Here is a 12,226-nt window from a genome sequence, read left to right on the forward strand (position 1 = left end):
CTTTCCACGTTTTCCGGCCCTTGCGCCCGCTAGTACTCCAGCCGTAGATCGGGATCTTTGTTGCGTTGCCGCTGGTAGTGGGATTGGCGTGCTCGTGTTTGATGGCGTCTGCGCCAAAGGGACCAGCGCTGGACCTGTCGTTGCTGGACCGGTGGGCGGGTCAGCACAGCCACAAGCCGGCAGCTCTCGTTGGCCGAGACCGGGATCAGCCGGCGCGCCGGATCGGCGGGGGCCGAAAGAGGCTCATCCAGAAGGGACGCGCGGGTCACCGCGAGGAACGCCAGGGCGAGCATGGTCAAGGTCATGTACCGATACCAGGCGGGATAGAGCCTGACCTGGTAGTGATCCATGCCGGTCTCGTTCTTGCCCGCCTGGAAACACTCCTCGATGCTCCAGCGCAGACCGGCCACCTTCACCAGCCGGTGCAACGGGACCGGTGTGGTGGTGTGACACAAGAAGAACGCCAGCTCCGACGGCTTGTGACTCACTGATTCCCGCTCACACCACCAGCCGGCGGTGCCGCGCGTCGCGACGTTAGGGCGGCGAGCCGTTCGGGCGGCAGGGCGGTGGGCAGGCCGTTCACTGGGTCGCGCCCTGTCCGGGTCGCCACGGCCAGACGGCCACTGCCCCCCCCGGGAACTCACCATGCGGGAGAACTCGGCCTTCGCTACGCCCGGACGCTTTTCCTCTGTCGGGCTTCGTCCGATGTTGATGCCTTGAGCTTGCCCCGGAACGCGCGGCACACGAAAAGCCCCGGCGTCGGGCGGAGCCCGACATGGGAAAAGGCGTCCGAGCGGAGCGAGGGCCAAGCTTTTAGGGCGCGAAGCGCCCCTGCTGCGCGGGGCCCCGCCGGATTGTCCTGGGGTCAGGCCGGACCGGTGGCGTCATTGGGTGGGGGTGGGGAATTCTGGGGGGACGGCGAAGCCGTGGGCGACCTGGGGGTCGGTGAAGCCCGCGATCCAGGAGATGCGGCCGCCGCGCAGGTTCAGGACGCTGACTGCGCACAGGGGGAAGCGGCCCCCATCCTGCCGGTAGCAGGCGAAGGCCGGTTGCCCGTTGGCCGTGACGGGCAGGAGCCGCCAGGGGGTGGTGAAGACGCGTTCGGACAGGAAGCGGCCCACGTCCGTGTGGCCCTCGAACCAGGCGGGCAGCGGGGGCATGGTGATCCTCGCGTCCTCGGTCAGCAGGTCGAGCAGGGCCGGGACCTCGGCGTGCTCCCAGGCCGAGACGAACGCCGCCACCAGGGCGCGGCGGCCGCCGCCGCCCAGGGCGGACAGTTCGGAGCGCTGGGTGGGCCCCGGGGTCCGGCCCTCCACTCCCGCCCGTGCCCGTCGCAGCGCGTCGCTCACCGAGGCGGGTGTGGCCTCCAGCATTCCGGCGACCTCGGCCGTGCCGAACCCGAGCACGTCGCTCAGGACGAGCGCCGCGCGCTGGGTGCCGGGCAGCCGCTGCAGCGCGGCCACGAAGGCCAGCTCCACGCTCTCGCGGCGCAGGTACGCCGCAGGGTCGGGGCCGTCCTGCTGCGGCCGGCCGGGAAGGGGCTCGACCCAGACCGGGCCGGGCACGGGCCGGCCGAGGTCGTGGACGTCCTCGCGGGCCGGGCCGTACTCGTCGGAGAGCATCCGCCGCGGACGCCGCGCCGCGGCGCGCAGGCAGGCGTTCGTCGCCGCCTGGAACAGCCAGGCGCGCACCGGCCCCTGGAACCCGGGCAGCCCGCGCCAGGCGGCCACCAGCGACTCCCGCAGGGCGTCCTCGGCGTCGTACGGCGAGCCGAGCATCCGGTAGCAGTGGGTGTACAGCCCTCCGCGGTGCCGCCGCACCAGTTCCTCGAACGCCGCCTCATCGCCCCGCCGCGCGCCGGCGAGCAGCCGTTCCTCATGCTCCGCACCGCTGTCGTTCACGCAGGTGATCCTGCCGTACGGCGGGCCGCCCCGCCAGCGCGCGATGTCATCGGCCGCATCCGCCCCGCGGCACGCCGAAGGCCGGGTCCGGCCCACTGCCGGGCGGCCCGTACAGTGGGGGGCGCATATGACTGAGCTGGGAGAACACGTGTTGCATGAGAAACTGTCGTCGATCTACGACAACGTCCTTCGGCGCAACCCCGGTGAGATCGAGTTTCACCAGGCGGTGCGCGAGGTCCTCGAAAGCATCGGCCCGGTTCTCGGAAAGCACCCCGAATACGCTGAATCGAAGATAATAGAGCGTATCTGCGAGCCTGAGCGGCAGATCATCTTCCGTGTTCCGTGGCTGGACGACCGCGGCGAGGTGCAGATCAACCGCGGCTTCCGGGTGGAGTTCAACAGCGCGCTCGGCCCCTACAAGGGCGGCCTGCGCTTCCACCCCTCGGTCTACCTGGGCATCGTCAAGTTCCTCGGCTTCGAGCAGATCTTCAAGAACGGCCTGACGGGCCTGCCGATCGGCGGCGGCAAGGGCGGCTCGGACTTCGACCCGAAGGGGCGTTCCGACCGCGAGGTGATGCGTTTCTGCCAGAGCTTCATGACCGAGCTGTTCCGGCACATCGGCGAGTACACCGACGTCCCGGCCGGTGACATCGGCGTCGGCGGGCGGGAGGTCGGCTACCTGTTCGGCCAGTACAAGCGGATCACCAACCGCTACGAGTCCGGCGTGATCACCGGCAAGGGTCTCGCGTACGGCGGCGCGCAGGTGCGCAAGGAGGCCACCGGCTACGGGTGCGCGTTCTTCGTCGAGGAGATGCTGAAGGCGCGCGGCACGTCGTTCGACGGCAGGCGGGTCGTGGTCTCCGGCTCCGGCAACGTGGCCGTCTACAGCATCGAGAAGGTGGCCCAGCTCGGCGGCGTGGTGGTGGCCTGCTCCGACTCCTCCGGCTATGTGCTGGATGAGAAGGGCATCGACCTGGAGCTGCTGAAGCAGGTCAAGGAGGTCGAGCGCGCCCGGCTGGACGTCTACGCGGCGCGTCGCGGCGAGGGCGCCACGTTCGTGCCCGACCGCAATGTGTGGGAGGTCCCGTGTGAGGTGGCGATGCCGTCCGCCACCCAGAACGAGATCACCGGCAAGGACGCCGCGACCATGGTGAGCAACGGCCTGGTCGCGGTCGGCGAGGGCGCCAACATGCCGACCACGCCCGAGGGCATCAAGGTGTTCCTGGACGCGGGCGTCGCGTTCGGGCCGGGCAAGGCGGCCAACGCGGGCGGCGTGGCGACCAGTGCCCTGGAGATGCAGCAGAACGCCAGCCGCGACTCCTGGACCTTCGAGTTCTCCGAGCACCGGCTCCAGGAGATCATGAGCGACATCCACGACCGCTGCCTGCAGACCGCCGACGAGTACGGCATGCCGGGCAACTACGTGGCCGGAGCCAACATCGACGGCTTCCGCCGGGTCGCCGACGCGATGCTCTCCCTCGGCCTCATCTAGACATGTGAGCGTACCCGGGCCGCCCGCCACCTGATCGGCGGGCGGCCTCGTGGCATTACTTGAGCGCGCCCGCCGTCATCCCCGCCTGCACCCTGCCCTGCAGCAGCGCGTAGACGATCAGGATCGGGGCCATGGCGATGGTGAGCCCGGCGAACAGCCCCGACCGGTCGCCGGCGTAGCCCTGCTCGACCGCGAGGTTGGCCAGGCCCTGGGTCAGTACGAACTTGCTGTCGTCGTTGACCAGGACCAGCGGGATCAGGTACTGGTTCCACTGCCCGATGAAGTTGAAGATCCCGACGCTGATCAGCCCCGGCTTGGCCATCGGCAGCATGATCTTGAAGAAGATCGCGGTCTCGCCGCAGCCGTCCAGCTTGGCCGCCTCGGCGATCTCCTCGGGCAGCGTGCGGAAGAACGCCACCAGGAAGAACACCGAGAACGGCAGCGAGTACGCGGTGTAGACGAGGATCAGGCCGGGCAGCGAGTTGCCCAGCCCCAGGTTCTGCACCACGAAGAACAGCGGCACCAGCGCCATGAAGACCGGGAAGGTCATTCCGGCGATGAAGAAGTAGTAGAGCGCGCTCTTGAGCCGGAACTCGAAGCGGGCCAGCACGTACGCGGCCATCGCCGACAACAGCAGGGTCAGCGCGACGCCACCGCCCACGACCAGGACGGTGTTGCCGAAGTACGTCCCGATCGACGCCGTCTCCCAGGCCCGGACGAAGTTCTCCCAGCGCAGCGAGGCCGGGAGCGACCACGGGTCGGCCACGATCTCCGGGTCGGACTTCAGCGAGCTGACCACCGCCCACAGCAGCGGCAGGATCGAGATGACCGCCCACAGGACCAGGAACGCCTGGGCGACCGCGATCGTCGGCCCGAAGCCCCGGCCCCGGCCGGAACGAGCCCTCCCAGGGCCGGTGGCGGTGGCCATCAGAACTCGATCCTCTCTTTGCGGGTCGCCCGCAGCGTGAACGCCGACAGGGCCAGGGTGACGACGAAGAGCACCACGCCCATCGCCGAGGCGTAGCCGAACCGGCCGTAGGAGAACGCGTTCTGGTAGAGGTAGAACGAGCCGACCTGGGTCGAGTCGTTCGGCCCGCCGCCGGTCATGATCTGGACGACGGCGAACGCGTCCAGCGCGGCGATGCCCAGGTACACCGTCGCCGTCCGGATGTTCTCCCAGATCAGCGGGATCGTGATGCGGAAGAAGACCTGGACCCTGGAGGCGCCGTCGAGCACCGCGGCCTCCAGCAGCGAGGCCGGGATCGCCTTGATGCCCGCGGTGAACAGCACGACGTAGAAGCCGATGCCGTTCCAGACCAGCACGGCGAGCACGGCCCAGAACGCCAGCCGTTCGTCACCGAGCCAGGACGGCTGGACCTCCTCCAGCCCGACGGCCCGCAGCGCGCCGTTGAGCAGGCCGTTGATCGGGTTGTAGATGTTCTTCCAGAGCACGCCGATGATCGCGATCGACAGGACGTAGGGGAAGAAGTACACCACCCGGTAGAACTTCGCGCCCCGCACGCCCCGGATCTCGCCGCTCCGGGGCCCGCCCGCCGCGTTGAGCATGAAGGCCAGGAACAACCCCACCCCGATGGTGACGATGGGCAGGGTCACCAGCAGGAGGAGGTTGTTGCGGAGCGCCTGCCAGAACACCGGGTCGCCGAACAGTTCGGCGAAGTTCCCCAGGCCGATGAGCTGGATATCGGCCGACAGGCCCCGCCAGTCGGTCAGGGCGATGTAGAACGCCTGAACGTACGGCGAGGCCACGAACACCGTGTACAGCAGGACCGGCGCGGCGAGGAAGCCGATGATGACGCCGCGTTGGTGCGTCTTGCGCATGAAGATGCTCGCCCCGGCGCTAGCCGCGCGCCTTGTCGGTGAGGCTCTGGGCCTGCTTGGCGAGCTGGTCGGCCTTGATGTCACCGTTCATGAACCGGCCCATCAGGTTGGCGATGTCCTTCCACAGGCGGCTGTCGCGGGTGTCGACCGTGATCCCGAAGACGTTGTCGCCGGCCTCCTTGAGGGCGGCGTCGATCGAGACGAGGCCGTGCTTGGCGTCCTTGGGCAGCTTGGCGTTGCGGTTGGAGGACAGCGTGCCGGCCTTGGCGATGAAGTTCTCCGCGCCCTCGGTGGAGAGCATCGCGCGCAGGAACTCCAGGCCGCCCGCGGTGTTGGCGGCGCTGCGCGGGATGACGTACGGCTCGCCCGCCTTGGCGCACAGCGAGCCGAACGGCTTGACGTCGTCCTTGCCGATCGAGGGCGCGCGGCAGATCGCCATGTCGAAGCCCTTGGGGACGCTGTCGCCCATCTCGTTCTCCAGCCAGGAACCGCCCGGCACGAACCCGGCCTTGCCGTTCAGGAACTGCATCTGGGCGTCGGTGTGGTTCAGTCCCGAGCTGCCCTTCAGCACCCAGCCGTTGGCGGGGATCGCCTCGAACGCGCGCAGCGCGGCGACGGCCTGCTCGTCGGTCCAGGCGTTCGGCTCCAGCTTGTTGATCTTGTCGATGACCTCCGGGCCGGCGGCCTTGTAGATCAGCGAGGCCAGCCACCAGAACATGTAGTAGGGGAACTGGCCGGGGTAGGTCCAGGGGGCGATGCCCGCGGTGGCCATCTTGTCGCACAGCCCGAGGTAGTCGTCCCAGGTCTGCGGGTAGGTCCAGCCCTTCTCCTCGAACAGCGAGGTGCTGTACCAGGCCCCGTACGCGCCGTAGGAGTAGTTCAGCACGACGAACTGCCCGTCGTGCGTGCCGACCTGGACCACGCCGGGCCGCAGCGTGTCGCCCACGGTGACCGCCGGGTCGCTCCAGGACGGGGCGGTGAGCAGCGGCGTCAGGGACAGCAGTGCCTTGTCACCGACGAGGGCGCCGTAGTCGATGGCGTTGGAGCCGGAGTTGTTGACCACGTCCGGCGGGTCGCCCGCGACGAAGCGCGGCTGCAGCGACTGCTGGATCTGCTGCGTCGCCGACTGGGTGATCTTGGCCGCGGCGTGCTTCCCGCGGTACAGGTCCACGGGGACCTTGATGTACTCCTGCCCGTAGCCGCCGTCGAAGACGACGACCTCCAAGGGCGCCCCCGAGGACACCCCGAACGGATTGCCGGCGTTGGCGGCTCCGGTCGGGGTGCCGGCGGTGGTGGACTGCCGGGCTCCGCCCGTGGCACAGGCGGCCAGCGCTCCCGCGACGGGAGTCAGGGCCAGCATGGCCAGGACCGAACGGCGGCCCGGGCGAGACGGCGGAAAACGATCGTTCATTGGGGTGCACCTCCACAGGATCCGCGACTCTTTGACGATCCTGAGTAAGGTAAGTTACCTTACTAACATGGGTACAGCAACCGGCAATCCACCAGTTTCTCCGTGGAACACCTACGACCAGGCGTTTCACAGCCAGCCCGAGGCGTTGGCCGACCTCGCCACCACCTTGCCGGGCCGGCTCGACGGGCACCGCGACAGTGAGGTGGACCGCGTGGTCGCCTTCGGCATCGGCGCCAGCCGCGCCGCCGCCCACGTGCTGGTGGCCGGGCTCACCGCGGGCGGTGTGCCGTGCGAGCTGCTGACCGGGGCCGACTTCACCGCCGCCCAGGTCCGGCCGGGGACGATGTACCTGGGGATCTCCCAGTCCGGGCGCAGCGTCGAGATCGTACGCGCGCTGTCGGCGGTCCCCGCCGAGGCGCGGATGAGCGTGGTCAACCGGCTGCCCTCGCCGGTCTCGGACCTGACCCCGCGGCTCCTGTGGCTGGGCGACGTTGCCGACTCGCGCGTCTCGACCGTCGGCTACACCGCGACCGCGCTGGCCATGGCGCTGCTCGCGGAACACCTCACCGGCGGCGTGAACGAGAAGCGCTGGCGCGCCTTCGGCGAACGGCTCACCTGGGTGATGCGCGAGCGCCGCGCCGCCGCCGGCCGGATCGCCGCGGACCTGCTGGCCGCGGGGCACATCGACGTGGTCTCCTCGGGGGCGGGCCTGGCCGCCGCGGAGGGGGCGGCCCTGCTGTTCCGCGAGGGCGTCGCGGCCCCCGCCGCGAGCTACGACACCCGCTCCTACCTGCACGGCTTCATGGACAGCGCCAAGCCGGGCAGCGTCCACCTGATCATCAACCGGGGGGCCGAGGCGCTGCTCGCCCGGCAGCTCGCCGACCACGGGGCCACGGTCCACCTCATCGGGACCGGCCCGATCGAGTACGACGGGACCGGCCCGCTGCGCCAGATCATCCTGCCGGACATGACGGACGCCGAGCTGTCCATCGCCGCCAGCGTGATCTGCCAGATGGTCGTGCAGGAGGCGTGCGCGGCCATCGGCCGCAGCCCCGAGGACCCGATCTTCGTCCGCATCGACACGAAGGTCGAGACGGCCGCGTGAACACCCTGGACCGGCCGCGCCGCGGTGTCGCGGGCTTCGACATCGGCGGCTCCTACCTGCGGGTCCGGGTGGAGGACGCGGCCACCGGCGAACCCATCGCCGCCGAGACCCGGCCCAATCCGGGCTGGAACGACCTGCCCGCGACCGGCCGGGCCCGCCTGATCGGTGACGTCCTGCGCGAGGTCACACCGGAGGGGGACCTGCCGGTCGCCGTGGGCGTGGGCGCGCGGGGCTGCGACTCCGACGCCCTGACCAGGGAACTCGCCGCCGCCGTGACCGCCGAACTCGGTCCCGGCGTACAGGTCGAGGTCTGCAACGACGTCCTGCTGGTGGGCCTGGCCGGTGGGCACGACCACGCCCTCTCGGTGATCGCCGGGACCGGCGCCGCGGTCGGGGGTCGTACCGCGGACGGCCGCACGGTGCTCACCGACGGCTGGGGCTGGCTCCTCGGCGACCACGGCAGCGCGCCGCGCATCGTGATCGACGCGCTGCGCCGCTACACCGCCCACCTGGACCGCGGCGAGGACGATCCGGTGCTGCGGCCCTTCGTGGCCGGGGCGTTCGGTCTCACCGACGCCCGCCGCCTGCCCGCCGCGCTGAAGCGGTCGAGGGAGGAACTGGGGGACCTCGCGGCGGGGGTCTTCGCGTGCGCGGACGCCGGTTCCGACTCCGCCCGCCAGGCCATCGCCGACAACGCCCGCACGCTGGCGGGCAACGTGGCGATCGCGCTGCGCCTCGGGGCCCGGGCCGAGGCGGTCGTGGGCGCGGGCGCGGTCATGGTCAAGCAACCCGCCTTCCGGTCCGCGTTCGCCGCCGGGCTGGCCGATCTGGACGTGTCCCTGCCACTGTCGGTCCTCGACACCGAGCCGGTCCACGGGGCCGTCCGGCTCGCCAGGCTGACACTGCGAAACGACGAGGAGCAACCCGCATGACATCCGACCTGCGCCGGCTCGCGCTCGGCACCATGCTGCCCGCCTTCACCGGCACCACCGCTCCGGCCTGGCTGCTGGACCGGCTGCGCGAAGGGATGGCCGGCGTCGTCCTGTTCGGCCGCAACATCGTCTCACCGGAGCAGGTGGCGGCGCTGGTGGCCCAGATCAGGGACGTCCGCCCGGACGCCATCGTGGCGATCGACGAGGAGGGCGGCGACGTCACCCGGATCCACCACGACCGGGGCAGCCCGTATCCGGGCAACCGGGTGCTGAGCGAGCACGACGACCTGGCCGCCACTCGCGCGGTCGGCCGCGGCATCGGCGCCGAACTGCGCGACCTCGGCATCAACTACAACCTCGCGCCGATCGGCGACTACGTGACCGACCCGCACAGCCCGCTCACCACCCGCTCCTTCGGCCGCGGCCCGCACGACAACGCCGAACACGCCGCCGCCTGGGTCCAGGGACTGCAGGAGGCGGGCGTCGCGGCGTGCGTGAAGCACTACCCGGGACTCGGCGGGTCGCTGCTGGACTCCCACCTCGCGCTCGGCCGGGTCCCCGCGGGCCGCGCCGAATTCGAGTCCGACCACCTGCGGACCTTCGTCCGGGCCGCCGAGGCGGGTACGGCGAGCATGATGACCGCCCACGTCATCGTCGAGAGCCTGGACACCGAGGCGCCCACGACGCTGAGTGAGACCGTGGCCGGGCGGCTGCTGCGCGAGGAGATCGGCTACGACGGCGTCCTCATCTCCGACGCGCTGGAGATGCACGGCGTGCTGAACCACGCGGGCTCGCTGCCCGCCGCCGCCGTGGGAGCGCTGCGCGCCGGGGTGGACCTGCTGTGCCTGGGCGCGGAGCAGTACGAGGAGGCGACCACGGCGGTGGTGAACGCGATCGTCGCCGCCGCGGAGTCCGGCGCGCTCGCGATCGACCGGCTGCACGAGGCCGGGCGGCGCGTCGAGGCGATGGCCCGCGCCTATCCGGGCACGCCGGGCGTGCCCGGGACGTCCGACACCAGTGCCGAGCGGGCGATCGGCGCGGCGGCGGCGTGGGGCGCGACAGTGACCGAGGGCCAGGTGTCGATCGCCGGTGCGGGGGTGCACGTCGTGACGTTCGACGACCGGACGTCCATCGCGGCCGGGCCGGTGCCCTGGGGCATCGGACCGGAACTGCGGGCGGCCGGTGTCGAGTTCCGCGACCTGGTGCTGAGCCCGCCGATCGGCGAGGTCCCGGACCTGCCGGACGCCGGGCCCTCCGACGTCGTGGTGGCGGTCGTGCGCGACCTGCCACGGCACCCCGCCAGCGCGGAGGTCTTCGCGCGGCTGCGCGCGCCGCGCCTGGTCGTCGTGGACATGGGGTACCCCGGGACCGAGTACCCGGGCGCGGCCGGAGTGATCCGGACATTCGGCGCTTCCAGGGCGAGCTCCGCCGCCGCCGTCCGCGCGCTGACCGAGGCCGGGGCGAATCTGGTTGGATGACGACGTGCGTTCCGTGGAGCTGCCCCCGACTCAGCGGCACGTCCTGAGCCACACGCTCGGGCACGGGTCCACCACCCGGCCCCGGCTGCTCACCGCGACGGGTCTGTCCAAGCCGAGTGTCAACGACGCCGTGGGCTCGCTGGAGAAGGCCGGATACGTCCGCCGCAACGGCAGGCACGTCCCGGTCACCGGCAAGCCCGCCGTGCTGTTCGAGGCGGGCGGCGAGGTCGGCTGGGTGCTCGGCATCGACCTCGGCAGCTCGCACGTCGATCTGATGGCCGTGGACCTCGCGGGGGCGGAGAGCACGCACGTGTCCGTCGCCGAGCCGGGCCCGGCGGGCGCGGCGCGGCGGCGTGAGCTGTCCCCGGCCACCGTGGAGCGGGCGGCCGGGCTGCTGGCCGAATGGTGCGAGCGGCCCGACCGCCGGGGCCGGCTGCGGTCGGTGACGATCGCCGTCCCGCAGATCATCGACGCCGGACGCCGCCAGGTGTCGCCCGCCGACGCCGGACGCGAGCAGGGCGCGCTCGCCGCCCTGCTGGGCACGCTGGCCGCGCACTACGACGGCCCGGTACGCCTGGAGAACAACGTCAACTGCTCGGCCGTGGCCGAGATGCGGATCGGGGCCGGGGCCGAGGTGCCCAGCCTGGCCTACCTGCAACTCGGTGTCGGCGTCGGCGCGGGGATCATCACCGAGGGCCGCCTGGTGCGGGGCGCGCACGGCGCGGCGGGCGAGCTGTCGCGGCTGCCGTTCCCGTGGGCGGAGGGCGCGGGGCAGGTCTCCCGGCACGCGATGGAGGAACGCCTTGCGGCCTCCCGCCTGGTCGACTCCTACCGCTCGCGCGCCGGCTCGGCCGCGGATGCCACGGTCGGCGAGGTGGTCAAGGCGATCCTGGCCGACGTCGCGGCCGGTTCGGCCGAGGCCAAGGCCGTCCTGGACGAGTACGTCCGCGACGTCGCCAGGGCGTGCGTCGCGCTCGCGGCCGTGGTCGATCCCGACCTCGTGGTGATCGGCGGCGAGATCGGCGACGCGCCCGAGGTGGTGACCGCGGTCCAGGCGGCGGCCCGGCCGCTGCACGAGTTCGTGGCGGTGTCCGGCAGCGTCGTCGGGGCGCTGGCCACGGTGCTCGGCGCGGTCATCCTGGGCCTCGAAGAGGCCCATGCGGAGCTGCTGGGGGAGTACGCGGTCCACGCGGGCCCCGCCATCGACCGGCTGCGCGGCCGGCCCCGGCAGCCCTGGTCGGGCCAGCACGCCGGGTGACCCGCCGCGCGGCCGAGATCAGGCCCTGGCCTGGTGGACCAGCCCGCGGCGCTCGTACTCCAGCACCATCTCCACCCGCTGGGAGACCGCCGTCCCGTAATGGCGTTGCAGGAGCCACAGCCCCAGCTCCAGCCCGCTGGTGACCCCGGCCGAGGTGATCAGGTCGCCGTCGTCCACCACGCGCGGCCCCGGGGCGCCGTGCCCCGGGCCCGCCAGCACCTCGCCGCCCTGCTCGGCGAGCCGGGCGTGGCTGAGGTGATGGGTGGTGCACGGACGCCCGCGTACCAGCCCGGCCGCGCCCAGCAGCAACGCCCCCGTGCACACCGACGCCATCGTCAGCCCCCGCCGCCTGGCGGCGCGCAGGGCCGCCGGGATCACGCCGCGCTCGATCTCGACGGCGACACCGGGCCGGTTCGGGTTGGTGGCCCCGCCGCCGGGCACGATGAGCAGGTCGGCCGCGCGCGGCGCCCACCCGGCGGCGACCTCGACCTTCGTGCCGCAACTGGCGGTCACGGTGCCCGGTCCGTCCACCCGGACCAGCGTGATCTCCAGTGGCGTCCCGGTCTTGCGTGCGATGTCCAGGACCTGTAAGGGGGCGCTGAAGTCCAGTTCCTCCACGCCGTCGAACAGCACGATGTGGACGCGCCTGGCGGCGGCGTCCGGTGCCGGGCCCGAGGCCGCGGCGGAGGAGGTGGCGACCGTGGGGAGCGCCGTCGCGGCGATGGCCGCGGCGGTGCCGCTCATGAGCTGTCTGCGTTCCATGATGCGAGTATCGGCCGCCGGGGGGTGGTGATCCATGAGCGCGGGGGC

9 protein-coding genes and 2 pseudogenes are annotated in these 12,226 nt (G+C 71.8%); 5 read left to right on the forward strand and 6 right to left on the reverse strand.

The window, feature by feature from the left end:
* Window positions 1-29: 29 nt before the first annotated feature.
* A pseudogene (locus DP939_RS49645) lies at window positions 30-419 on the reverse strand (IS701 family transposase); the annotation flags it as partial.
* Window positions 420-884: 465 nt separating this feature from the next.
* Complete coding sequence (locus DP939_RS14330; RefSeq protein ID WP_199565166.1) at window positions 885-1,901, reverse strand: RNA polymerase subunit sigma-70; 1,017 nt, start codon at window positions 1,899-1,901, stop codon at window positions 885-887.
* A 127-nt stretch (window positions 1,902-2,028) separates the two neighbouring features.
* Between DP939_RS14330 and gdhA the strand changes: the two genes are divergently transcribed.
* On the forward strand, window positions 2,029-3,393 hold the full coding sequence (gdhA, locus tag DP939_RS14335) for an NADP-specific glutamate dehydrogenase (RefSeq protein ID WP_113981193.1): 1,365 nt from the start codon (window positions 2,029-2,031) through the stop codon (window positions 3,391-3,393).
* A gap of 136 nt (window positions 3,394-3,529) precedes the next feature.
* Here the strand turns inward: gdhA and DP939_RS14340 are convergent.
* The 3 genes and pseudogenes from DP939_RS14340 to ngcE form a co-directional block, all read right to left on the reverse strand.
* Window positions 3,530-4,321 (reverse strand): annotated as a pseudogene (locus DP939_RS14340) (carbohydrate ABC transporter permease); the annotation flags it as partial.
* Window positions 4,321-5,232, reverse strand: a complete 912-nt coding sequence (locus tag DP939_RS14345; RefSeq protein WP_113981195.1) for a carbohydrate ABC transporter permease — start codon at window positions 5,230-5,232, stop codon at window positions 4,321-4,323. The gene DP939_RS14345 and the pseudogene DP939_RS14340, both read right to left, overlap by 1 nt.
* Window positions 5,233-5,251: 19 nt before the next feature.
* Window positions 5,252-6,643 (reverse strand): N-acetylglucosamine/diacetylchitobiose ABC transporter substrate-binding protein, encoded by a 1,392-nt coding sequence (gene ngcE / locus DP939_RS14350; protein WP_113981196.1) that lies wholly within the window; start codon window positions 6,641-6,643, stop codon window positions 5,252-5,254.
* Between the two features lie 67 nt (window positions 6,644-6,710).
* On the opposite strand from ngcE, the gene DP939_RS46175 reads away from it, so the two are divergent.
* The 4 genes from DP939_RS46175 to DP939_RS14370 are packed head-to-tail and all read left to right on the forward strand — an operon-like array spanning window position 6,711 to window position 11,416.
* Window positions 6,711-7,748, forward strand: a complete 1,038-nt coding sequence (locus DP939_RS46175; protein WP_158578570.1) for a MurR/RpiR family transcriptional regulator — start codon at window positions 6,711-6,713, stop codon at window positions 7,746-7,748.
* Window positions 7,745-8,680, forward strand: coding sequence for an N-acetylglucosamine kinase (locus DP939_RS46180; RefSeq protein ID WP_158578571.1), 936 nt, complete (start codon window positions 7,745-7,747; stop codon window positions 8,678-8,680). Before DP939_RS46175 ends, DP939_RS46180 begins: the two co-directional genes overlap by 4 nt.
* Complete coding sequence (locus DP939_RS14365) at window positions 8,677-10,158, forward strand: glycoside hydrolase family 3 N-terminal domain-containing protein (protein ID WP_113981198.1); 1,482 nt, start codon at window positions 8,677-8,679, stop codon at window positions 10,156-10,158. Before DP939_RS46180 ends, DP939_RS14365 begins: the two co-directional genes overlap by 4 nt.
* A 4-nt stretch (window positions 10,159-10,162) precedes the next feature.
* The gene (locus DP939_RS14370; protein ID WP_113981199.1) at window positions 10,163-11,416 is read left to right on the forward strand and encodes an ROK family transcriptional regulator; all 1,254 of its coding nucleotides are present in this window, start codon (window positions 10,163-10,165) and stop codon (window positions 11,414-11,416) included.
* An 18-nt stretch (window positions 11,417-11,434) separates the two neighbouring features.
* Here the strand turns inward: DP939_RS14370 and DP939_RS14375 are convergent, their stop codons facing one another.
* Window positions 11,435-12,178 (reverse strand): DJ-1/PfpI family protein, encoded by a 744-nt coding sequence (locus tag DP939_RS14375; protein WP_113981200.1) that lies wholly within the window; start codon window positions 12,176-12,178, stop codon window positions 11,435-11,437.
* Window positions 12,179-12,226 lie beyond the last annotated feature (48 nt).

The organism is Spongiactinospora rosea (assembly GCF_003315795.1).
Classification (GTDB): Bacteria; Actinomycetota; Actinomycetes; order Streptosporangiales; family Streptosporangiaceae; genus Spongiactinospora; species Spongiactinospora rosea.

Coding starts and splice junctions, on each gene's coding strand:
- gdhA (WP_113981193.1), top strand. CDS start 2,029: ATGACTGAGCTGGGAGAACACGTGTTGCATGAGAAACTGTCGTCGATC.
- DP939_RS14345 (WP_113981195.1), bottom strand. CDS start 5,232: ATGCGCAAGACGCACCAACGCGGCGTCATCATCGGCTTCCTCGCCGCG.
- ngcE (WP_113981196.1), bottom strand. CDS start 6,643: ATGAACGATCGTTTTCCGCCGTCTCGCCCGGGCCGCCGTTCGGTCCTG.
- DP939_RS46175 (WP_158578570.1), top strand. CDS start 6,711: ATGGGTACAGCAACCGGCAATCCACCAGTTTCTCCGTGGAACACCTAC.
- DP939_RS14365 (WP_113981198.1), top strand. CDS start 8,677: ATGACATCCGACCTGCGCCGGCTCGCGCTCGGCACCATGCTGCCCGCC.
- DP939_RS14375 (WP_113981200.1), bottom strand. CDS start 12,178: ATGGAACGCAGACAGCTCATGAGCGGCACCGCCGCGGCCATCGCCGCG.